This is a genomic window from Niveispirillum cyanobacteriorum (assembly GCF_002868735.1).
Lineage (GTDB): Bacteria > Pseudomonadota > Alphaproteobacteria > Azospirillales > Azospirillaceae > Niveispirillum > Niveispirillum cyanobacteriorum.
Genome location: NZ_CP025614.1, coordinates 186498 through 209684 on the forward strand (window position 1 = coordinate 186498; position 23187 = coordinate 209684).

The window sequence follows — 23187 nt, forward strand, 5'->3', positions numbered from 1 at the left end:
ATGAAGGCTTACGCTTTCCTTCTTTCCTCCCTTCTGGCCCTGCCCGCCCTGGCACAGGAGGCACCGGTCAGCCCCATCCGGCTGAACCAGTCGGGCCTGCTGACCAATGCTCCAAAGATCGCGATCCTGCCCGATGCGGCGGCAAAGCCCGTGGCCTGGACCCTGCGCGATGCCGGTGGGCAGGTGGTGGCCAGCGGCAGCAGCATCGTCACCGGCGATGATGCCTCCTCGGGCCAGCACCTGCATCGCATCGACCTTTCCGCCGTTACGGCCACGGGCGATGGTTTCACGCTGGTCGCCGGCAATGTCAGCAGCCGGCCCTTCGGCATCGGGGCCGGTCCCTATGCCGCGCTGAAACGCGACGCGCTCGCCTATTTCTACCATAACCGCGCCGGCACCCCCATTGAGGCGCGGCTTGTGGGCGAACGGTGGGCGCGGCCCGCCGGCCACCCGAAGGAGATCGCCCCCTGTTTCGGGGGCAAGGACAATGCCGGCAATCTCTGGCCCGCCTGCCCGCACAGCCTGAATGTCACCGGCGGCTGGTATGATGCCGGCGACCATGGCAAGTATGTGGTGAATGGCGGCATCTCCGTCTGGACCCTGCTGAACCTTTACGAACGTCAGGCGCTGAAGGGCAAGGCAGCCGCCTTCCCCGATGGCAGTGCCGCCATCCCAGAAGCGGGCAACGGCGTCAATGATCTGCTGGATGAGGCGCGCTGGCAGATGGAGTTCATGCTGTCCATGCAGGTGCCGGACGGCACGCGCATGCCCCTGCCGCTGGGTCCGCAGGATGGCAAGGGCCGGTTGAGCTTCACGCCCGATATCGACGTCTCCGGCATGGCCCATCACAAGGTGGCGGATGAACGCTGGACGAAACTGCCCCTGCCCCCGCATCTGGACCCCGAGCGCCGTTTTCTCTACCCACCCAGCACGGCGGCAACCCTGAACCTGGCTGCCACAGCGGCACAGGCGGCACGCATCTGGAAGAATATCGATCCGGCCTTTGCCGACCGTTGCCTGAAGGCGGCGTTGCGGGCCTGGCGGGCGGCATTGCGCGTGCCCAACGCGCTCGCCATCGGTGATTTCAACGGCAGCGGTGGTTATGGCGATAGTGAGGTCTCGGACGAATTCTTCTGGGCGTCCGCCGAACTGCTTGCCACCACGCGGCAGCCGCTGCTGGTCGATGCCGTGACCAAAGCACAGTTCTTCAACCGCGACACCATCCCCGAACCGTCCTGGGGTCAGGTCGGTTCGCTTGGGTGGCTGACTCTGGCGCTCCATCCAGAGGTGCTGCCAGAGGCCGACACCGCCCGCATCCGCAGCGCCATCGTGAAAAGTGCCGATGCTTACGTGAAAGAAGCGGGCGACAGCGGCTACCGTCAACCCCTGTCGCCCAAGGGCTATGGCTGGGGGTCAAACTCCGGCCTGATGAACCGGGCCATCGTGCTGGCCTATGCTCATGATGCGACGGGGGAGGCCAGGTACCGCGATACGGTCGTGGATGTGGCCGACTATCTTCTGGGCCGCAACCCGCTGGACATGTCCTATGTCACGGGCTACGGCCCGCGCGCCATGCAGCACCCGCATCATCGCTTCTGGGCCAATGTTTTGGACCCCAAACTGCCGCCTCCGCCGCCGGGCGTGGTGTCGGGCGGGCCGAATATCACCAGCCTGGGGAAGCAGGCGCGAGAGCGGATCGGCGATTGCGCGCCGCAGACCTGCTGGAAGGATGATATCGACCTGTTTACGGTGAACGAGGTCACCATCAACTGGAACGCACCGCTGGTCTGGCTGGCGGCGTGGCTGGATGAGGGGCGGTAGGGGGCGACCGCCAACCATCGCCCTTATCCGTCATTCGTCGCACCCCGGCCCCATCGACCACACACAAGCGCCAAGATCTTCCATCACTCTGATGGAGGAACCCGATGTCCCTGGTCGCGACGATCCCTGAAACCGCCCGCCCCGATCCAGCCCGCGCCAAGCGCTGGTTGGGGCGGGCGGGTTTGCTTTGGCTACTGGTGGCCCTTGCCGGGCAGATGATCTTTGCCCTGTATGTCATGGCCAGCCATGGGCGGGAATGGCTGACGGGTCAGGGCGTGCGGGGCCGGCCCGTGGAGGGGCTGGTTCCGGGTGACGTCCTTGGCAATGCGCTTTATGCCCTGCATATGCTGTTCGCTGTGGTGATCATTGTCGGCGGGGCGTTGCAGCTTTTGCCCGCGCTACGCCGCCACCGGCCTGCCTTTCATCGCTGGACGGGCCGCACCTACATGATCGCCGCCACTATCCTGTCGCTGGGTGGGATCGGGTTGATCCTGCTGCGCGGCACGGTCGGCAGCACGTTGATGCATGTGGGGACCTGCCTGAATGGCGTGGTCATCCTGATCTGTGCCGGCATGGCCTGGATGCTGGCGCGGCAGCGGCGGTTCGATGCCCATCGCCGCTGGGCGCTGCGCCTGTTTCTGGCGGTCAGCGGGGTCTGGTTCTTCCGGGTCATGTTCATGCTGTGGATGCTGATCTTCCAAGCGCCGGTCGGCTTCGACCCCAAAACCTTTACCGGCCCCCTGCCGGAGACGCTGTCCTTCGCCCAATATTTGCTGCCGCTGGCGGTTCTGCAGCTCTATTTCCACGCCATGGACCGGGGTGGGTCGGCGCTGCGCTGGGCTGCGGCGGGGCTGCTGTCCATACTGGCGCTGCTCACCGCCTTTGGTATCTTTGGTGCCGTCATGGGCATGTGGCTGCCCCGGCTGTAAGCAAGGACCCAGGGATGGACACGGTTGCGGGCAGCATCGGGCAGCGTCTTCTGGCCGTTATCCATTGGCGGCGGTGGCGGGCGGCGTTGGTGCTGGCGGGCATCTTCTCCCTTCTGCTGCTGCCGGCCTGGGAAAACCATGTCTGGGTCCTGCTGCTGCGGATGTTTGTTGTCTGCCTGATGTGCGTGCTGGCCTTTGGCTTCTGGGAACAGTTTCCCCGCCGCCTGCCCCGCTGGATCGCGCGCTGGGTAGTGCAGGTGGGGGCGGTGGCCCTGACCGTGCCGCCCACCATGGTCACGCTCTATATCCTGACCGGGCCGGAGGTGGGCCCGGCCCTGTGGCAGGATAAGCCGCGCCTGCAATCGCTGTTCATCATGATTGTGCTGGGCCTGCTGATCGGGCCATGGGTGGCGCTTGGCGCGCTGGTGCGGCAACGCGAGGCCATGGCCCGCCATCAGGCCCTGTCCTTTGCCCTGGAGCGCAGCGAGCTGGAGCGCCGAGCCACCGACGCGCGTCTGGCCCTGATGCAAGCGCAGGTGCAGCCGCATTTCCTGTTCAACACGCTGGCCAATGTCCGGGCCCTGGTGGAGACAGGGTCGCCGCAGGCCCTGCCGGTGCTGGACAGCCTGATCGCCTATCTGCGCGCCGCCGTGCCGCGCCTGAACGCGGCCATGGGGACGCTGGGGGATGAGATGGGGCTGGTCCGCGCCTATCTGGACATCATGGCCATGCGCATGCCCGACCGCCTGTCCTTCCGCATCAATCTGGAGCCGGGGACCGACGCCCTGCCCTGCCCGCCCATGGCTGTCCTGACCCTGGTGGAAAATGCCGTTCGCCATGGCATTGACCCGGCCGAAGATGGCGGCACCATCGACATTACCGCAAGCCTGCGCGGCGGTGTCCTGCATATCACGGTCAGTGACAGCGGCCTGGGCCTGGGTTCCGCCGGTACCGGCGGGCTGGGCACCGGGCTTTCCACCCTGCGTCAGCGTCTGGCACTCTGCTTTGGTCCCACCGCCACCCTGTCCCTGACGGAACGGGCGGGCGGTGGCGTGGTGGCAACCCTGTCCTGGCCCGTGCGGGAGGCGACGGCATGAGCGGACCCACGGCCCTGGTCGCCGAAGATGAACCCCTGCTGCGCGACACCCTGATCCGGCAGCTTTCTGCCGCGTGGCCTGCCCTGACAGTGGTGGCGGAGGCGCGCAACGGGCGCCAGGCCGTGGAACTGTTCGAACGGCACCGGCCCGATATCTGTTTCCTGGACGTGCATATGCCCGGAATGTCGGGGGTGGAGGCGGCGCAGGCCATCGGGCGGCGGGCGCATCTGGTCTTCGTCACCGCCTTTGACCAGTATGCGGTGGAGGCGTTCGCGCAAGGGGCGCTGGATTATCTGGTGAAACCGGTAGAGGCGGCGCGACTGGCCGACACGGTGGCGCGGCTTCAGGAACGGCTGCGCGCGGCACAGCCGGCGGTGATGCCAGACGATCTGCTGGCAAGGCTGGCGGCACAGCTGCGCCCTGCCATCAACGCCGCCCCGCGCCTGACCTGGCTGCGCGCCTCGGTCGGGTCCGTCGTGCGCCTGATCGCCGTGGAGGATGTGGATTTCCTGCTGGCCGGGGACAAATACACCCATGTCGGCTGGCGCGGCGAGGGCGGCAGCGCGCAGGAAGCCATCATCCGCACCCCCATCAAGGAGCTGGCCGAACAGTTGGACCCCGACCGGTTCGCCCAGGTCCATCGCAGCGCCATCGTCAACCTGCGGTCCATCAGCCATGTGGTGCGCGGGGAGAATGAGACGGCCACCATCCACCTGAAAACCCGCGCCGACACCATTCCCGTCAGCCGTGCGTGGCTGCACCTGTTCCGGCAGATGTGAGGGGTTGCTCCCCTCGTAGGTCAGGTCGAGCCAAGGGCGAGCCCTGACAGACAAGGATTGAAAGCCTTCGCTGTCAGGGCGAGGCTTATGCCTCGGCCTGACCTACTGTGAAATCCAGGCGTCGATACGCTGTTCCAGCATGACCATGGGCAGCGGCCCGTCATTCAGGATCAGGGCGTGGAACTGCCGCACGTCGAACTTCGGACCTAAGGCGGCTTCCGCCTTCTGACGAAGGTTCAGGATGGTCAGCTGCCCGATCTTGTACCCCAGCGCCTGACCGGGCCAGGCGATGTAACGGTCGGTCTCGCTCTGTATGTTCTTTTCGGCCAAGGCGCTGTTGTCGCGCAGGCAGCTTGCCGCCTCTTCCCGGCCCATGCCCTTCCAATGGATACCGACATCCATGACCAGCCGGCAGGCCCGCCACATCTCCATCGACAGCTTGCCGAACTGTTCATAGGGCGTGGTGTAGATGCCCATCTCCTCCGCCAGCTTTTCGGTGTAAAGCGCCCAGCCCTCCACATAGGCGGTCGTATCCTCCTGCCGGCGGAACTGCGGCACGTCGGTCAGTTCCTGTGACAAGGCGATCTGCAGATGGTGGCCGGGCACGCCTTCATGCGCCACCAGGGCCGGCAGCTCATAGAGCGGGCGCATGGACAGGTGCGAGGTGTTGATCATCAGCCCGCCGGCAATGCCCTGTTCCGGGCTGCCGGGGAAGTAACGGCCCGTGGTGTAGCCTTCCTCAATCTCCGCCGGCACGGGGCGCACGCCATAGGGCAGGCGCGGCAGCAGGCTGAAATAACCCGGCAGCTGATCATCGATGCGCTTGGCGATGCGGCTGGATTTCTCCAGCAGCTCCTCGCGCGACTTGGCATAAAACTGCGGGTCGGTGCGCAGGAAGGTGAGGAAGGCCTTGAAATCCCCCTGGAACCCCGTTTGCTTGATGATGCTGTCCATCTCCGCCCGGATGCGGGCGATCTCCGTCTGGCCCAGGGCGAAGACCTGATCCGGGGTCATGGTCGTCGTCGTTTCCCGCTTCACGCGGTAGGCGTACCAAGCCTTGCCGTTGGGCAGGTTGGAGGCACCGATCACCGGCTTCGTCTTCGGCAGATAGTCCTTTTCAAAGAAGGTCGCCAACGCCTGTTCGGCGGGGCGCACGCGGTCGCGCAGAATATCCTGCCCGCGCTTCAACAACGCGTCGCGGTCGGCCTGCGGCACTGTCGGCGGCAGCGCCTTCAGCGGGGCCAGCAGCGGATGCCCGTCCAGCGGCATGGCGGCCAGGGTGCGGGTCATGGCGACCGCCCCTTCCGCGATCAGGCGCGGCTGGGTGAAACCGGTCTTCAATCCCCGGCGCATATTGGCGGTTTCAGTGGCGTAGAAGTCTGGCAGCGACGACAGCCGGACCAGATAGGCCTCCGCCTCCGCCACATTCTTCAGGCGCATGGCGCCTGCCACATAGCCCGGAACGGAGAAGAAGCCGCTGTCATTGTTGAACGGCATGCGTTCCTCATCGAACGCCACGCCCTCCAGATCCAAGGCCACCCGCCGCGACAGCAGCGTGTAGTTCAGCGCATCCTGTCCCGTCAGCCCCGCCCCCGGAATGGCGGCCAGCCGGTCGCGGAACGACGCCAGCGCCTTGGCACGATCCGCCACCGCCTTGGGGCTGTTGTCGGGCCAGCGTTTGGCGGCATTCATGTCCCCGCGCTGACTGGCCCCGATGGGGTCATTGACCTCCAGATAACGGTCATAATCCGCCAGCACGGTCTTCAGGTCATCAACCGGTGCGGCCTGCACCGATCCGGTCAGCAGCAACAGGCCCAGACCGGCAGCAGCCAGCAGGCGGGGACGCAAAAGCGGTGTGCGCATGGATCGGGTCCTTGTTGTTGATTGATGGTAAACAGGCCCGACTACGGTGCCGGGTCTATAGGCAAGAGCGGCAATAAGTATCCGTCCATCGATACTTGTTCACCGCCCATGAGCCCAAAAAGTACCATTAAACGGATATGTTAGCCCTCACCCGAACGGCTTATCGATCGATGGCGACGGTTCGGTGAACCAGGCGGCACCGTCCTCCGTGATGTACATATGGTCTTCCAGGCGGATGCCGAAGGCGCCGGGCATGACGATCATCGGTTCGTTGGAAAAGCACATGCCGGGGGCCAGGATGGTCTTGTCGCCGCGCACCAGATAGGGGCCTTCATGGATTTGCAGGCCGATACCGTGCCCCGTGCGGTGGGGCAGACCCGGCAGCTTGTAATCGGGACCCAGGCCGTATCGTTCCAGGACGGCGCGGGCGGCATAATCCACGCTTTCGCAGGTCTGGCCGGGGCGGGCGGCGGCGAAGGCTGCCGCCTGGGCTTCATGCTCAATGGCCCAGATGCGGCGCTGTTCGGCGCTGGGTTCGCCAAACACATAGGTGCGGGTAATGTCGGAATGGTAACCGTCGATCTGACAACCCGTATCGATCAGGACGATATCGCCCTCTGCCAACTCCTGATCACCCGGAATGCCATGGGGGAAAGAACTGGCGACCCCGAACTGTACCGCGCAGAAGGTGGAGCCATTATCGGCCCCGACCGCCCGGTGCGCCTGATCGATGAAGCGCTTCACGGCACTGGCGCGGATGCCGGGGTGCAGGATGGACGCCGCCCGGCGGTGAATATCCAGGGTCAGGCCCTTGGCATAGGATAGCAGCGCCAGTTCGGTGGCGGATTTGCGGGCGCGGCAGCCATCGACAACGGGGGTGGCGTCCACCACCTTCAGCGCGGGCGTGATGGCGCGGAGATTGCTGAACAGCAGGAACGGGGCCGCCGGGTCCAGGGCCAGCGTCCCGTACCCTGCCACCGCACTGGCCAGCAGTTCGGCGGGGCTTTCATCCTCCTCCCACAACAGGATGTCGGCATCGACGGCCAGCACCTCTTTCAGGGAGCCCAGTTCAAAGGCGGGGCAGATCATGGACGGGCGGCGGCCCCGGCGCAGCAGCAGCGCCACCAGCCGTTCCGTGGCCCCCCAGGGCACGCCCGTGAAGTAACGCAGGCTGGCCCCCGCCGTGATCAGCAGGGTGCCGGCCCCCATCTCCTCCATAAGGCGCAGGGCCCTTTCGATGCGGGCGGCATGTTCGGCCGGCTGGATGGCGGGCGGGCGCTGACCCGACCGGTCGATGGTGGCAAGGCTGGCCAGTTCGGCCTCAGCCGTTGATCCCCCGATGCTCATTCTTCTTGTCACTCCCTGTTACGGGGCGGGGTGTCCAGCCCCGCCGCTCGGTTGGGAACCATACGGCGTCGGCCCGGCCTATACCACCGTGAAGCCGGCCCAGAACGGGTCCTCACGGTCGATCCAGATCGTGTTGAAGCCTGTGGAAACCGCACTGCCCTCAATCGACGGGATGATGGCGGGATGGCCGCCCAGGTCGGTCACCGCCTCCACCCGGCCTGTGAACCGGCTGCCGATATAGCTTTCATGCACAAAGGCGTCGCCGACCTTCAGCCGCCCCTTGGCCGCCAGATGCGCCAGCCGGGCCGAGGTGCCGGTACCGCACGGGCTGCGGTCGATGGCGCGTTCGCCATAGAAGACGGCGTTGCGGCCATCGGCCCCCTGCCCTTTCGGCCCATCGGCCCACAGCACATGTGACACGCCCCGGATACGGGGGTCAACGGGATGCACCGGCTCCACCTTCTCCCGCATCAGGGAGCGAATGCTGCGCGACAGCTCCACAATGCGCGCCGCCCCCAGATCGTCCAGCCCCTTATAGGGACCCTGCGGTTCGATGATGGCGTAGTAATTGCCGCCATAGGAGACATCGACCGACAGGGGACCAAAGCCCGGCACCTCAATCTCCACCCCCCAGGCCGCGACGTAAGAGGGCACGTTGCGGATGCGGACCCAGGTGACGCGCTTGCCCTCTGTCCCATAGGTGATGTCGATGATGCCCGCCGGCACCTCCACCCGCAGCGTCCCCGGTGTGCGCGGGCTGATCAGGCCGTTTTCCAGGCCGAAGGTGATCATGCCGATGGTGCCATGCCCGCACATGGGCAGACAGCCGCTGGTCTCGATGAACAGGATGCCGATATCGGCGTCGGCCTGGGTCGGCGGATAAAGGAACCCGCCCGACATCATGTCGTGCCCGCGCGGTTCAAAGCACAGGCCCGTGCGGATCCAGTCGAACCGTTCCAGGAAATCCTGCCGCCGCTCCGCCATCGACGCGCCCCGCAGCAAGGGTGCCCCACCGGCAACAAGGCGGACCGGGTTGCCGGCGGTGTGACCATCGATGCAGAAGAAGGTGTGGCGCATTTTTTGTTCCGGGATTGGAGTGAGGGCAAAGGGGCCACCCCCTTCGTCATCCCGGCGAAAGCCGGGACCCAGCGTGAGGCGCGGTTAGCGCCGATATGACACTTATCGCGGCAGACGCCGCTCTGCGCTGGGTCCCGGCTTTCGCCGGGATGACGAAGGGGGAGAGGCGCAAACAGCTGACCTTACCTCAAACCGGCCGCGTCGCGGCGGCCTTTTCGACCATGGCGGTGACCTGGGCGCGGCGTGCGCCGGACAGGGGCAGGCGTGGCAGGCGGACGCGTTCGGAACCACGGCCCATGATCTGTTCGGCCAACTTGATCGACTGCACCAGATCATGTTCGGCATCCAGGTGCAGCAGCGGCATGAACCAGCGATAGATGCGCCGTGCCTCCGCGATGTCACCCTGTTGCAGGGCCTTGACCAGGGCCACGGATTCCTGCGGAAAGGCGCTGGTCAGGCCCGACACCCAGCCATGGGCACCCAGGATCATCCCTTCCAGCGCCACATCATCCAGCCCCGCCATCAGCACGAACCGGTCGCCGAATTCATTGATCAGGTCGGTGAAACGGCGCGGGTCGGGCGCGCTTTCCTTGACCGCCACGATATTGGGGATATCGGCCAGCCGGGCCAGAACGCGGGCGGAGATCGACACACGGTAGGCGGGCGGGTTGTTATACAGCATGATGGGCAGGCTGGTCGCGTCCGCCACTGTCTTGAAATGCGTGTACAGCTCTTCTTCCGTGGGCACATAGACCATGGCCGGCAACAGCATCAGGCCATCCACGCCCAACGCTTCGGCATCGCGGGCGAAGGCCACGGCCCGCTTGGTGGTCAGTTCTGACACGCCGGCCACTACCGGCACGCGGCCCCCTACAGCAGTGCGGGCGCGGTGCAGGATGGCGCGCTTCTCCTCCGGCTCCAGGGAGTTATTCTCCCCACAGGTGCCCAGCAGGATCAAGCCATCGACGCCATCGCGGATCAGCGCATCCTGCACCCCCGCAGTAGCGTCATAATCAACGGACAGGTCTTCGGCGAATTGGGTGGTGGCGGCCGGGTACACACCCGTCCAGGTCAGCTTGGCCATGGGTCACTCCTGCATTGCGCTTAAAATCGTATACTATATAATATCGAGATGGAAAAGAGGGGAGTGTGGGGATGCGGTCCTTCCTGGTGGTCGGCGGCGGGATTGTCGGGTACAGCGTGGCGCTGGCGCTGCAGGCGCGGGGCCGGTCGGTGGTGATCGTGGATGATGCGCCGTCGGTGCCCGCCGCCTCCTGGGGCAATGCCGGGCATATCGCGGTGGAGCAGGTGGAGCCGCTGGCCAGCCCCGCCACCCTGCGCGGCGTGCCCAAACGCCTGCTGGCCAAAGATGACGCCCTGTCCCTGCCCCTGCGCGATGTGCGGCATTGGCTGCCCTTTGGCATGCGGCTGGCGGCGGCGGCGCGGCCGGACCGGTTTCGGGCGGGCAAGGCGGCCTTGTCCCCGCTGATCGGCGGGGCCATGGGGGCGTGGGAACGGCTGGTGCAGGGCGTGGGACAGCCCGACCTGTTGATCCAGGATGGGCATTTCGTGATCTGGGATACGCCCGTCAGTGCGGCACGCGGCCTGACGGCCTGGCAGGCGGCGGATACCGGCACCACACGGTTCCGACCGATTGACGCAGACGAGCGGGAGTGGCTGACACGCCTGCTGGGCCGCGCGCCGGCGGGGGCCATCCGCTTTACCGGCAGCGGGCATATTGCCTCGCACGATCTGCTGTTCACCGCCCTGCGCCGGCATTTTGTGGAGCGCGGTGGCGTGATGGTGACAGGCCGGGCCGTGGGGCTGCCTGTAACCGATGGCAAGACCGCCGTAGCCCTGAGCGATGGACGGGTGCTGACGGCAGACGGGGTGGTGGTGGCGGCGGGGGTGGCGTCAAAGCCCCTGCTGGAAGGGATCGGTCACAAGGTGCCGATGATCGCCGAACGGGGGTATCATCTGCATGCCGATGTCGGACACTGGCCCACCGACCTGCCGCCGCTGGTGTTTGAGGATCGGGCGCTGATCGTCACCCGCTTCCGCGACTATCTGCGCGCCTCCAGTTTCGTGGAGTTCAGCCATCCCGACAGCCCGCCCGATCCGGCCAAGTGGGAACGGCTGCGCGGCCGTATCCGCGACCTGGGCCTGCCCTTCCCCCTGCCCGCCCGTGAATGGGTGGGGTGTCGCCCCACCCTGCCCGACTATCTGCCCGCCATTGGCCGGTCGGATCGGGCAGCCAACCTGTTCTACGCCTTCGGGCATCAGCATCTGGGCCTGACGCTTGGCCCCGTTACGGGGGAGCGGATCGCAGCGCTGGTGACGGATCAGGGGCCGGACCTGTCAGCCTTTGATCTGAACCGGTTTGCGGGAACCTGACCTTACGCGGCATCCGGCCCGGACAGCAGTTCCTCATAGAACCCGCGAAGCGCCGTCAGCGCCTCACCCACCGGCAGGCCTGCATCTGCGGCGCTGTCCAGGCCCGGCAGGCCGGCGGACAGGCGGGCATGGATTTCGCGTTCAGCGGCGGCCCGGCGGATGGTGCCTGCCCGTAAGATCCGTTGCGCGACCACCCCCAGCCGCAAGGCCAACTCCTGCCGCCCGAGGGTCAGCGCCAGCAATGCGCCGCGTTCCAGGGCCCAGGGCTGGGCATGGGTATAGTCAACCTTAATCATGATGGTCAGGGCGTCGTGCGCGTGGCGCATCGCCTCCATCACCCGGCCCCGCAGCAGCAGATAGGAGGCAAGGTTGGCCAGCAGCGTCTGATGCATGGTGGGCGGCATCGGTTCGCCAGAGGTCAGAGCCTGCTGCGTCAGTTCGATGGCGCGATCGATCTGGTTGTCGTTGAACTCCGCATCCGCCATCCGCAACAGGGTCAGGTTCCGGGGAAGGCCATGGTGTTCGGCCTGGGTCAATGCACGGGCGAAGTCGGCCCGCGCCTGTTCCATCTCCCCCAACTCCGCCCGCAGCCAGCCCAGAAGCGAGCGGTGACGGACAATATCGGAGGCCACCCCATACCGCTCGGCAATCGCCACCGCCTCCTCCCACAGGGCCAGACAGGCGCGCTGGTCGCCGGTATAGCGGCGGATGAAACCGGCGGACATCAGCCCGTCAATGGCCCAGACCGGCGGTACGTCGTCCCCCCGCAGCGCGGCGACGGCACTGTCCAGCTCCTCGGCGGCGTAACGGGGGCGGTCGGCATGCAGCGGCAGGCGCAGCGGCACCCCCTCCCCATGCAGCAGGAGGCCCAGCATGGCGCGGATGACCGGCGGGGTGTCCGGCCCGCATAAGGACCAGGCCCGAGTCAGGAAATCCGCAATCTCCGCGAATGGGCCGGACTGGTTCCAGTGGCGATAACTGTCAAGCACCAGTTCCTGTCCCGCCAGCACATCCCCGCCACTGAACGCCCAGTTCAACATGGCGCGAATATCGGCGACATCGGCATTCAGACCCGGCGCGTTAAAACCGCTGAGCCAGACTACCTGCATATGCTGACGCAGATGCGCCGACAGCCAGCGGCACAGCAGGGGCCGCAGCCCCTCGCGCGCCACCAGACCCGGATCGCGGGCAATGACATGGTCGCGGATGGTTTCCAGCAGGCGCAACCCTTTCTGCCGCGTCTGGATGGGTCCGGCCACCAGCGACCGCGCCACCAGCCCTGCCACCAGCCCCGGCACCGATGCCGGGGTGAGCGGGGCAGCGCCACAGACCGCCGCCGCCGCCTCCACCGGCCAGGAACCGGCAAAGACCGTCAGCCGGCCCAGCAGCAGGCACTCCTCGGCGCTCAACGCCTCCACGCTCCAGCGCAGCATATGGTGCAGATTGTCATGGCGCGACCCTGCCCCCGCCGGCAGGGGCAGGTCCTGGAACCGACCGGACAACACCCGCTCCACCTCTGTCACCGGGCAATCGCGCATCCAGGCGGCCAGCAGCAGCAGGGCCAGCGGCAACCCGTCCAGGTGCCGGCACAGCCGGGCGAGCGCCGGCATCTGGCCATCGGGCGGCGGGGGCCATCCGGCCCGCCCATGCTCCCGCAGGACCAGACGCACCGCCGGATAGGTGCGGATCGCCACGGCCTTCTCCTCCCCCTCTGGCGGGCATTCCAGGGGACAGAGATGCAGCAGCTGTTCCCCCGTCAGCCCCAGCGGTTCCCGGCTGGTCAGCAGGATGTGCAGGTTCGGGCACTGGCCCAGCAGTTCCTCGGCAAAGCCCGCCACCTCGTCCAGCAGATGTTCGGCATTGTCCAGCAGCAGCAGGGTGGGCCGTTCCGCAAGGGCGCGCAGCACGGCACCCTTCACATCCGGCCCCGTCAGGCGCAGCGACATGGACGCCGCCGTCACAACGGGCAGAAGGTCGGCCTGGGCAACCGGGGCCAGTTCCACATGCACCGCCCGCAGCGCCTGCATCTGCTGGCTGCCGGCCAGGGCCAGACTGGTCTTGCCCACCCCGCCCGGCCCCACGATGGTGACCAACCGCGACCGCGACAGCAGCAGGCGCAGCCGCTCCAGCTCCGCCTCGCGCCCCAGCAGCGTATCGGCAAGCAGCGCGTCTGCGCCCGTCTCCGCCCCCGTCAGGGACAGGGCCAGCCGGTAACCGACGCCGGGGACATTCTGAACGGCAGCATCACCCAGGGCGCGGCGCAGGGCGCGCACCTGTACCCGCAAATTGCCTGGCGTTACCGTCACGCCCGGCCAGACCTGCGCCATCAGGGTGTCGGCGGCCACCGCCTCTCCCCCCGCCGCCGCCAGGACGGCCAGCAGATCGAAGGCCCGGTCACCCAGGGGCACAAGCTCTCCGCCGCGCAGCAGGCGGCGGTGAAGAAGATCAAGGCTAAAGGAAACTGGAAGAGTTGCGGGCATGGTCCAATCGATTTCGTCAATAATCTGAAATAAATAGGGGTGCAGCGTAGAAGCAAAAGCAGATTTTAGGTCTTTTAACACGCCAAAGCGGGTTTCCACCGGAATACTTTCGTGGCTGACCCATCCCGGCAGGGCCAGGGACGGCACCGCATCCAGCACAGAACCGGAGACATCCCATGGGCACGATCATCACCGATGATGGCACGCAGATCTATTACAAGGATTGGGGGGCGGGGCGTCCTGTCGTGTTCAGCCATGGCTGGCCCCTGAATGCCGACAGTTGGGAGAACCAGATGCTGCATCTGGCCAGCAACGGCTTCCGCGCCATCGCCCATGACCGGCGCGGCCATGGCCGGTCCAGCCAGCCCTGGCACGGCCATGACATGGACACCTATGCAGACGATCTGGCGCAGTTGATGGAGGCGCTGGACCTGAAGGACGCCATCCTTGTCGGCTTTTCCACGGGCGGGGGCGAGGTGACACGCTATGTTGCCCGCCATGGCAAGGCGCGGGTGGCCGGCATCGTTCTGGTGGGGGCCGTCCCGCCGCAGATGCTGAAGACCGAGGCCAATCCCGGCGGTCTGCCCATGGAGGTGTTCGACGGCATCCGCGCCGCCAGCCTGGCCGACCGGTCGCAACTGTATAAGGACATCGCGTCCGGCCCGTTCTTCGGCTTTAACCTGCCCGGTGCCAAGCCGTCGCAGGGCATGATCGACAGTTTCTGGATGCAGGGCATGATGGCCAGCCACAAGGCCACCTTTGACTGCATCAAGGCCTTCTCCGAAACCGACTTCACCGAAGACCTGAAGCATTTCACGGGCCTGCGCACCCTGGTCATCCATGGTGACGCCGATCAGGTGGTGCCCATCGACGCCGCCGGCCGCGCCGTGGCCCGTCTGGTGCCGCATGCCGAACTGAAAGTCTATGAAGGCGGCCCGCACGGCGTGACCGACACCCACAAGGACCGCCTGAGCGCTGACCTGCTGGCCTTTGCCAAGGGGTGAGGGATCATTGATGGCGTAGGCGTAGGTCAGGTCGAGGGGCGGCAAGCGCCGAGCCCTGACAGAAAGGCTTTCAATCCAATGCTGTCAGGGCTCGCCTCCGGCTCGACCTGACCTACGTCTTTCTTATCTGCCCTTCCTGCCCCTTGTCTTCCCGGACGAAACCGGGGTTAACTACCCTTTGCCGCGCTGCGGCATTTTCCGTCCCTCGGGCGGGGCCTTTGCGAAAGCGACAGACCCGATGTCATCGACCCCACCCCTTGCCGGCCCCGGTGCAGCCCCGCTGGAAATGGCGGTGGGTGCCTATCGGTTTGACCGGATGCAGGGGCGGTTGATGAGCCGCAGCGGGGCAGCCGTCCCATTAGGCCGCCGGGCGCTGGCCTTGCTGACGGCGCTGGCCGAACAGCCGGGGCAGGAAGTGACGGCGGCACAGTTGCTGGACCGGGTCTGGCCGGGACAGATTGTCGATCCGGCCAATGTCGCGGTGCAGATATCGGGCCTGCGTGCCGCAATCGGCGATACGGACGGCTCCGTCATCCTTACCGTTCATGGCCGTGGCTATCGGCTGGCCGTGCCGGTCCCGGCATCAATCGGCAATATCCCGCATGCCCTGCTGCCCTTGTCGGGGCGGGAGGTAGAGCTGGCGAATGCCGTAAAGCGGCTGCGCCGGGACCGGCTGCTGGTTATCACGGGCCTGTCGGGTACCGGCAAATCCCGTCTGGCCTGTGCCGTTGCCCAGGCCATGGAGGCGGACTACCATGATGGGCGCTGGCTGGTTCCACTGACGGGCGTGATGCTTTCCGATGCCGGGGGGCTGGCTGCGCGTATCGCCGCCGCCCTGGGGCTGGAAGGGGGGATCGCGTCGCTTGCGGGGCGGCAATGCCTGTTGCTGCTGGACGGGGCTGAACTGGTCAGTGGTGGGGCATTGGACCTGATCCGGCGGCTGGTGGAGGATCATGACGGGCTGGCCGTGCTGGTCACGTCCCATATCGGCCATCGCCGGTTGCGGCCCTGGTGCGTGCGCCTGTCGCCGCTGGCCCTGCCGGGCGATGGCGCGGACAGCCCCGCCGCCAGCCTGTTCCTGACCGCCGCCAATGCCGCCGGGATGGAGATTACGCCCAATGCTGAAAACAGTCCGGCCATTGCCAGCATTTGCCGCCATCTGGGCGGCGTGCCGCTGGGCGTGGAAATCGCCGCCCGTGCCGCCAGCCTTCTGGGCTTGAAGGCCACGGCGGAGGCCAGCCGCGACCCGATGCGCGCCCTGCCCTTCATGCGCCGCCCCGGCCCGGCCCGCCACCGCAGCGTGAGCGCCGCCATGGGCTGGGCCCTGGGCCTGCTGACCGATGCCGAACGTCAGGCGCTGACCGTGCTGTCCACCCTGCCCGGCGGCTTCACGCAGGAGGAGGCATCCTGCGCGCTGGCCCATGCGCGCACCGATGCGCCGGAAGCCGGGCTGGCCCGGCTGTTCGACAAATCCATGCTGGACCGCGTGGGCGACAGTTTCACCCTGAACCCGCTGGTCCGCGCGGGCACGGCACGGGCAGAATAACATGCGCCTGACCGCCCTCCTTTGCGCAGGATTGCTGCTGACCGGTGCAGCACCCGCCACCGAGCCGCTGCGCATCGGCATTGGGCCGGAACCGGAAACGCTGGACCCGCATCGCGGCGTCTCCATCGGTACGGCCCGCCTGCTGCTGGACCTGTGCGAGGGACTGTTGACCCGTGACGGGGCGGGGCGAACCGTGCCGGGGGTGGCCGACCGGATGGACCGGTCGGCGGATGGGCTGACCCTGGTCTTTCACCTGCGCACCGATGCGAAATGGTGGAATGGCGATGCCGTCACGGCGGCGGATTTCGTGCGCGGCTGGCGCCGGGCCGTCGATCCCGCCACGGCGTCGGGCATTGCCGACCTTCTGGATGGGGTGGAACATGCCGCCGATATCAGGCGCAGTCGCCTGCCGCCCGACCGGCTGGGCATTCAGGCGGCGGATGCCAACACCCTGGTGGTGCGGCTGGAGCGGCCTATTGCCGATTTCGACACGATCCTGGCGCACCGTATCACCCTGCCCGTCCATGGCCCGACCCTGGATGCAAGGGGGGCCGATTTCGCCAATGCCACCAACCTGATGTGCAACGGGCCTTACCGGCTGACGGGACATCGCTTGCAAGACCATTACCGGCTTGAACGGGCCGACAGCTGGCACGGGCGGGAGGGCGTGGCCGTGGCGCAGGTGGAAATGCGCGTGGCGGAACGGCCGGAACTGGAATTGAACCTGTTCCGCGCGGGCGATCTGCACATTACCAGCGCCGTGCCGGCCCCCATGCTGGAATGGGCCCGCAAGGAACGGCCCGACGCCCTGCGCCTGCATCCCTGGACCGCCCTGTCGGCCCTGGCCGTCAACCCGGACGGTCCCGCCTGGCGCGACAATCCCACCTTTCTGGAAGCCCTTGATCTGGCGCTGGACCGGGAACAGCTGACCGCTACCAGCCAGGGACGCAGCGTCCCCGCCTATGGTCTGGTGCCGGCCACACTCTGGCCCCAGGCCGACGCGGCCATGGCCCCGCTGACAGGTGTTGCCCGGCGTGATGCTGCCCGCGCCGCCCTGGCGCGCGCCGGCTTCGGCCCCGACCGACCGCCACCGCGGGTAGAGATCGTTTTTGCAGGAACAGAGGCGCTGCGGCAGCGGATGGTGGCCATCGCGGCGCAGTGGAAACAGACCCTGGGCGTGGAAACCGATCTGGTCGGCATCGAATCCCGCATGGTCAGCGCCCGGCTGGCGCAGCGGGATTTTTCCGGCTTTCTGTTCAATAGCTGGATCGGTTATTCCCCCGCGCAGATGCTGTCCCCGTTCCTGCCACCGGCTTTCACCCTGACCGCGACGGACGCGGCGGGGCAGCAGGCGCAATTGCGGGCCGCCGAACGCGATATCCTGGAAAGCCGCCGCTTCATCCCCCTGGTCCAGGGCAGTTCCGCGCACATGGTCGCCCCCACTGTGCGCGGCTGGCAGGATAATCTCTACGACATCCACCCCGTTCGGCTGCTGTCGCTGGCCCCTGCCCCCAGGCCGTGACTCAGGGCGCGATCAGGTGCCGGACAAGGGGCGGATCGTCTCCGATATGGAAGCCACGCACCACCTCCTGGTCCTCGCGGTCGGCATGGGTGACGCGTTCATGCTGGCGCAGATGTTCCAGCCAGCTTTCCAGGACGAAGCTTTCGACCATGCGCCCCGGCTCGGCGGCATCCTCATAAAGCGCCCAGCTGATGGCCCCGTCGCGGTGGCGGATACGGCGCAGGGTGCGCATGGCGCGGGTGAAGTCGGCCTTGCGGGCGGGGTCGATCTGATATTCGACCGTAATCATCACCGGACCCCGGTCGATGGGGCTGTCCACCGCCACGATGGGGGAGGGCCAGTGCGATGAGGGCGCGATATTGCCCGCCATGTCGCCCTTGATCGGCCAGTGCCAAGCCAGACCCAGGGCCAGCACCATGCAGGATGCGGCGATCAGCAAGGTATCGGGGATGCCCAGATGCCCCGCCGCCCAGCCCCAGCCGGCACTGCCCGCCGCCATCGATCCCTGGAAAACCAGAAGATTGATGGCGAGCGCGCGGGCCTTGACCCAGCTGGGTGCTGCCATCTGGGCCGCCACGTTGAAGCCTGACAGCATGGTGATCCAGGCCATGCCGGCCAGCGCCATGCAGGATGCCGCCTGTACAAAGTTATGGGCAAAGGCCAGGGCCGCGCTGACCCCGGCGAACAGCAGGGTGGCCGCCATGGTCAGACCGTTGGCCGACAGCAGCTTGCGGGCATGCGGCAGCAGGATGGCACCGGCGATGGCCCCTGCCCCCATGCTGCCCAGCAAGGCCCCATATTCAGCCGCCCCCAGGCCCAGTTCACGCCGCGCGATGATCGGCACAAAGGCCCAAAGCGCGCTGGCAAACAGGAAGAACCCGACCGACCGGACCAGGACCGTGCGCAGGGCCGGCGAATGGCGGACATAGCGGGCACCGGCGCGCAGGGCGCCCGTAAAATGCTCCGCCGGCAGGGTGGCCTGCCGTGCCTCCCGCTTCCAGGCGAACAGGACCAGCCAGACGCCCAGCACCGACAGGGCGTTGAGCGCGAACACCGCCGCCGGCCCCGCCGCCGCGATGATAAAGCCGCCCAGGGCCGGGCCGATGGCGCGGGAGATATTGATACCCAGGCTGTTCAGCGATATAGCCGCCGGCAGCGATGCCTTGGGCACCAGTTCCGGCACGATGGCCTGAAAAGCGGGAGCCGACAGGGCGGCACCGGTGGAAAGCGCAAAGGTCAGGCCCAGCAGCAGATAAGGCCCCGTCAGCCCCTGAAAGGTGGCGACGGCCAAAAGCCCGGCACAGATCAAGGCCCAGGCCTGCGCCAGGATCAGCAGCCGGCGGCGGTCCACAATATCGGCCAGCGCTCCGCCGGGCAGGGCAAACAGGAACATGGGCAAGGTGGTGGCCGCCTGCACCAGGGCCACCATGATGGGGGCGTCCGACAGGCTGGTCATCAGCCAGCCGGCCCCGGCATCATGCATCCAGGTGCCGACATTCGACACGATGGTGGCAATCCACAGCGCCCGGAACAGGGGCAGCGCCAAAGGACTTTGTGTCGGGCTTTGGCTTGGGCTGTCGGACGCTGCCATCAGTTCCGGCCTTTGCGATGGGTCAGGATGGCGGCCAGGATCAACCCGCCGACCAGCCCGCCATGTTCCAGAAAAGTGTTGCGCTCATGAAAGCGCGCCACGGGATCGGCCACGGTCCAGAACGGATGGGCGATCAGGGTCGCCAGCACCGTGAACACCCCCAGCGCCCCTGCCCCGACCCAGGCAAACCGCCCGGTGATCAGGGCCGCCGACCCGCCCAACTGCACGATCAACGTGGCGATGACCGTCAGCCAGGCCGGTTCCAGCCCGAAATGCGCCGCCTCCGCCAGGGCACCGTCAATATCCAGCAGCTTGGCAATACCGCTGCTCCAGAAGGGCAGGGTCAGCAGGACACGGGCCCCGATGTTCAGCGCGGGACTTTCCAGCAGGGTGGCGATGGGGGCGGGGGTATCGCGCATCTCACACCGCCCAGCAGCCACAGCCGAACGCCCCCCAGAACCCGGCCTCGTCGGCGGCGGGGGCCGGGCTGGCATAGGCGGCGGCATGGTCATGGCCATGGACGGCGCAGGAGGAGGCGCAACCGCAGAGCGACCCCATCTTCAAGAGTTTGCCATCCTTGTCCCGCGCCGGCCGCCAATAGCCGCCGAAGGTGCGCACGGGCGACCAGTCGGGCATGGGTTTGGGCAGGTCGGGGGCCAGATCGCGGTAATCACCCGATCCATACACAACCTTGCCGCCCAGCAGGGTCAGGACGGAGGTAATGTGCGGGATCTCAGCCTCGGCCACGCTGAAATAATCATCCGACAGGACGATCAGGTCGGCCAACTGCCCCGCCTTCACCTGCCCCTTCTTGCCCTGTTCGTTGGAGAACCACGTATTGGCCTCCGTCCACAGGCGCAGGGCCGTCTCCCGGTCCAGCCGGTTGCCCGGCGGATACAGGCTGGTGCCGCCCACCGTCCGGCCCGTCACCAGCCAGGACAGCGACACCCAGGGATTGTAGCTGGCGACCCGCGTGGCATCAGTGCCGGCCCCCACGGGGATACCCGCCGCCATCATCTTCGCGATGGGCGGTGTGGCCTCCGCCGCCTTGGCACCATAGCGTTCGACGAAATATTCGCCCTGATAGGCCATGCGGTGCTGTACCGCGATGCCGCCACCGAGCGCCGCGATCCGGTCGATATTGCGCTGGTCGATGGTTTCGGCATGGTCGAAGAACCAGTGCAGCCCGTCAAAGGGCACGTCCCGGTTCACCTTCTCAAACACGTCCAGCGCGCGGGTGATCGTCTCGTTATAGGTGGCGTGCAGCCGCCAGGGCCAGCGGTTCTCCACCAGCAGGCGGACCACGGGTTCCAGGTCGCTTTCCATGTTGGGCGGCATCTCCGGCCGCTCCACCCGGAAATCCTCAAAATCGGCGGCGGAATAGACCAGCATCTCGCCAGCGCCATTATGGCGGTAGGTATCGTCTCCCTGCCCCGGCGTCACCTGTTTGGCCCAACCGGAAAAGTCGGCCAGCTCCTGCTTGGGCTTCTGCGTGAACAGGTTGTAGGAGATGCGCAGTGTCAGCTCGCCATCGCCATGCAGCTTCTCGATGATGGCGTAATCGTCGGGATAATTCTGAAACCCGCCGCCGGCATCGATGACGCCGGTGACGCCCAGCCGGTTCATCTCCCGCATGAAATGGCGGGTGGAATTCAACTGGTATTCCGGCGGCAGCTTCGGCCCCTTGGCCAGCGTCGCATAGAGGATGGTGGCGTTGGGCTTGGCCAGCAGCAGGCCCGTCGGTTCCCCATCCTGGTCGCGCTGGATTTCGCCCCCCGGCGGGTTGGGCGTGTCGCGCGTATAGCCGACGGCGCGCAGGGCGGCCCGGTTCAACAGGGCGCGGTCATAGAGATGCAGGATGAAGACCGGCGTGTCGGGGGCCGCCTGGTTGATCTCGTCGAGGGTCGGCAGGCGCTTTTCCGAGAACTGATGTTCGGTGAAGCCGCCGACGATGCGCACCCATTGCGGGGGCGGCGTCACCTCGGCCTGTTTCTTCAGCATGGCCATGGCGTCGGCCAGCGTCGGCACCCCGTCCCAGCGCAGCTCCATATTGTAATTCAGGCCGCCGCGGATGATGTGCATATGGCTGTCGATCAGGCCGGGGATGACACGCCGACCCTTGGCATCGATCAGGGTTGCATCGGGGCCGGATGCTGCCCGCACCTCGGCTTCCGTTCCCACCGCCAGGATACGCCCGTCGCGGATGGCGACGGCCTGGGCCTGCGGATTACTGCGATCCAGGGTGGTGACCTTGGCGTTGGTCAGGATCAGGTCTTTGGGCGGCATGGCGGCTTTCCCCGGATCGGCCAGAAAAGGTGTCATCAGCAGGGACGCGGCCCCGGCCAGTGTGGTGCGGCGGTCTGGCCCGGTCATGTCTTGCGGCTTTCATCGCCCGGCAGGCGGCCCATCACATGCTTGGCGCAATCCTCGCGCAGATAGGCGGTCACCGCCTCACCCGCATACAGGCGTTTGGCCAGCGGCACGATCTGTTCCCCCAACAGGATGCCCAGAAGCCCGATCAGCGCAATGGTCGGCGGTGCCGGGGAGCGCACATTCAGCAGGCTGTAGATGACGCCGACCAGCAGGCCAGCCCCCAGCGACAGGAGATAGGGCTTCATGGGATGGCTCCCGGAACGATGTCAGGTGGAAAGGACCTCAATGGAATGTCCCCAATGCCAACCTGCGATGAGAACTTCATCGCAGGTTGGCTGGCGCGTTGAGCGCCCGCGGGCACGTGCCCGCGTAAGCCTAAGCCGCCGGAGGCGACGCCCGGCGCCTGAGGGAAACTATTAATGCCCCTCGGACGCCCCGAACATGGTCTTGGCATAGATGATGCCCAGGCCATAGGCCCCGCCGAACTTCTTGGCGATGCCGGTGGTCAGGTCATAGGTCTCACCCCGCGCCCAGTCGCGCTGCAATTCCAGCATGTACTGAAGTGAGGTCATCGGACGCACGCCGGCCTGGATCATGCGTTCCATGGCGCGTTCATGCGCCTCGTCCGACACATCGCCACAGGCATCGGCGATGACATAGACCTCATAACCCTGGGCCAGCGCCGACAGGGTGGGGCCGACGATGCAGACCGACGTCCACAGACCGCAGAACACAAGACGATCCTTGCCGATCTTGTTCACCACCTCGATCACGCCCGCATCCTCCCACGTGTTCATGGAGGTGCGGTCCAACAGCTTCTCACCCGGGAAAGCGTCGGTGATCTCATTGAACATCGGGCCGGAAAAGCTCTTCTCCGCCACCGTCGTCAGGATGGTGGAGACGCCAAAGCCCTTGGCCGCATGGGCCACCAGGGCGGCATTGTTGCGCAACTGCACCGCGTCGATGGACTTGGTGGCAAAGGCCATCTGTGACTGAAAGTCGATCATGATCAGCGTGTGATCAGCGGGCGACAGCAGCAGCGGGCCGGGGGTCGGGGTCGCGACGATGGACATGGGGTCGTTCCTTACTGCCAGGGCGCGTCAACGGCATGTCAGGACGGCGCCGGCCTGATGGGAGGGGGAAAGCGGTATGGATGGCGAACGGTCATTGCCGCTCACCCTGATCCTAGACCGGGGTTTCCGATCTGGCTCTCCCGGTACGCGGGTTTTTAGAACTTTTAACGGAGTGAACCAGTTCCCCAAAAACCACCTCCAGGTACGTGAACAAGATTCACCCAACTGTGACGGCGCGCACGGCGGCGGGGTGGTGATGGGCTTACCTCCTCACCATGGCTTGCATTGGTT

The 23187-nt window shown here is 66.5% G+C and carries 18 protein-coding genes; 8 read left to right on the forward strand and 10 right to left on the reverse strand.

The features are described 5' to 3' along the window. From C0V82_RS25865 to C0V82_RS25880, 4 genes are all read left to right on the forward strand, one after another. Nucleotides 1-1821, forward strand: a complete 1821-nt coding sequence (locus C0V82_RS25865; protein WP_102115337.1) for a glycoside hydrolase family 9 protein — start codon at nucleotides 1-3, stop codon at nucleotides 1819-1821. A gap of 104 nt (nucleotides 1822-1925) precedes the next feature. Further along, on the forward strand, nucleotides 1926-2750 hold the full coding sequence (locus C0V82_RS25870) for a DUF2306 domain-containing protein (protein WP_102115338.1): 825 nt from the start codon (nucleotides 1926-1928) through the stop codon (nucleotides 2748-2750). A gap of 14 nt (nucleotides 2751-2764) precedes the next feature. Beyond that, nucleotides 2765-3847 carry a sensor histidine kinase gene (locus C0V82_RS25875; RefSeq protein WP_211108006.1) on the forward strand — a complete coding sequence of 361 codons (1083 nt, stop codon included), beginning with the start codon at nucleotides 2765-2767 and terminating at the stop codon, nucleotides 3845-3847. Further along, nucleotides 3844-4626 carry a LytR/AlgR family response regulator transcription factor gene (locus C0V82_RS25880; protein ID WP_102115339.1) on the forward strand — a complete coding sequence of 261 codons (783 nt, stop codon included), beginning with the start codon at nucleotides 3844-3846 and terminating at the stop codon, nucleotides 4624-4626. Before C0V82_RS25875 ends, C0V82_RS25880 begins: the two co-directional genes overlap by 4 nt. Before the next feature lie 102 nt (nucleotides 4627-4728). Here C0V82_RS25880 and C0V82_RS25885 read toward each other — a convergent pair whose 3' ends face one another. From C0V82_RS25885 to C0V82_RS25900, 4 genes are all read right to left on the reverse strand, one after another. After that, on the reverse strand, nucleotides 4729-6489 hold the full coding sequence (locus C0V82_RS25885; protein ID WP_102115340.1) for a DUF885 domain-containing protein: 1761 nt from the start codon (nucleotides 6487-6489) through the stop codon (nucleotides 4729-4731). 147 nt (nucleotides 6490-6636) lie between these two features. Continuing rightward, entirely contained in the window at nucleotides 6637-7836 is a 1200-nt protein-coding gene (locus C0V82_RS25890) for a M24 family metallopeptidase (RefSeq protein WP_102115341.1), read from the reverse strand. A gap of 78 nt (nucleotides 7837-7914) precedes the next feature. Continuing rightward, nucleotides 7915-8913: a 4-hydroxyproline epimerase gene (locus C0V82_RS25895; protein ID WP_102115342.1), complete on the reverse strand. Its 999-nt coding sequence runs from the start codon at nucleotides 8911-8913 to the stop codon at nucleotides 7915-7917. A 187-nt stretch (nucleotides 8914-9100) separates the two neighbouring features. Beyond that, complete coding sequence (locus tag C0V82_RS25900) at nucleotides 9101-9997, reverse strand: dihydrodipicolinate synthase family protein (RefSeq protein ID WP_102115343.1); 897 nt, start codon at nucleotides 9995-9997, stop codon at nucleotides 9101-9103. A gap of 71 nt (nucleotides 9998-10068) precedes the next feature. On the opposite strand from C0V82_RS25900, the gene C0V82_RS25905 reads away from it, so the two are divergent. Next, nucleotides 10069-11307 carry an NAD(P)/FAD-dependent oxidoreductase gene (locus C0V82_RS25905; protein ID WP_102115344.1) on the forward strand — a complete coding sequence of 413 codons (1239 nt, stop codon included), beginning with the start codon at nucleotides 10069-10071 and terminating at the stop codon, nucleotides 11305-11307. Between the two features lie 2 nt (nucleotides 11308-11309). On the opposite strand, the gene C0V82_RS25910 is transcribed toward C0V82_RS25905, so the two are convergent. Beyond that, nucleotides 11310-13715, reverse strand: a complete 2406-nt coding sequence (locus C0V82_RS25910; protein WP_158660234.1) for an ATP-binding protein — start codon at nucleotides 13713-13715, stop codon at nucleotides 11310-11312. Nucleotides 13716-13963: 248 nt separating this feature from the next. Between C0V82_RS25910 and C0V82_RS25915 the strand changes: the two genes are divergently transcribed. The 3 genes from C0V82_RS25915 to C0V82_RS25925 all read left to right on the forward strand — a co-directional run bounded on the left by C0V82_RS25915 (nucleotide 13964) and on the right by C0V82_RS25925 (nucleotide 17859). Continuing rightward, entirely contained in the window at nucleotides 13964-14791 is an 828-nt protein-coding gene (locus tag C0V82_RS25915) for an alpha/beta fold hydrolase (protein ID WP_102115346.1), read from the forward strand. A 238-nt stretch (nucleotides 14792-15029) separates the two neighbouring features. Beyond that, entirely contained in the window at nucleotides 15030-16337 is a 1308-nt protein-coding gene (locus tag C0V82_RS25920; protein WP_102115347.1) for an ATP-binding protein, read from the forward strand. 1 nt (nucleotide 16338) lies between these two features. Then, a complete protein-coding gene (locus C0V82_RS25925) occupies nucleotides 16339-17859 on the forward strand; it encodes a peptide ABC transporter substrate-binding protein (protein ID WP_102115348.1) in 1521 nt (506 codons plus the stop codon). Nucleotide 17860: 1 nt separating this feature from the next. Here the strand turns inward: C0V82_RS25925 and C0V82_RS25930 are convergent, their stop codons facing one another. The 5 genes from C0V82_RS25930 to C0V82_RS25950 form a co-directional block, all read right to left on the reverse strand. After that, nucleotides 17861-19450, reverse strand: coding sequence for an MFS transporter (locus tag C0V82_RS25930; RefSeq protein WP_102115349.1), 1590 nt, complete (start codon nucleotides 19448-19450; stop codon nucleotides 17861-17863). After that, complete coding sequence (locus tag C0V82_RS25935; protein WP_102115350.1) at nucleotides 19450-19869, reverse strand: DoxX family protein; 420 nt, start codon at nucleotides 19867-19869, stop codon at nucleotides 19450-19452. The genes C0V82_RS25930 and C0V82_RS25935 overlap by 1 nt, the downstream gene beginning before the upstream one ends. A gap of 1 nt (nucleotide 19870) precedes the next feature. Next, the gene (locus C0V82_RS25940) at nucleotides 19871-21823 is read right to left on the reverse strand and encodes an amidohydrolase (protein ID WP_102115351.1); all 1953 of its coding nucleotides are present in this window, start codon (nucleotides 21821-21823) and stop codon (nucleotides 19871-19873) included. Then, nucleotides 21820-22068, reverse strand: a complete 249-nt coding sequence (locus C0V82_RS25945; RefSeq protein WP_102115352.1) for a DUF1427 family protein — start codon at nucleotides 22066-22068, stop codon at nucleotides 21820-21822. The genes C0V82_RS25940 and C0V82_RS25945 overlap by 4 nt, the downstream gene beginning before the upstream one ends. Nucleotides 22069-22239: 171 nt before the next feature. Further along, the gene (locus C0V82_RS25950) at nucleotides 22240-22890 is read right to left on the reverse strand and encodes a hydrolase (RefSeq protein ID WP_054166579.1); all 651 of its coding nucleotides are present in this window, start codon (nucleotides 22888-22890) and stop codon (nucleotides 22240-22242) included. Nucleotides 22891-23187 lie beyond the last annotated feature (297 nt).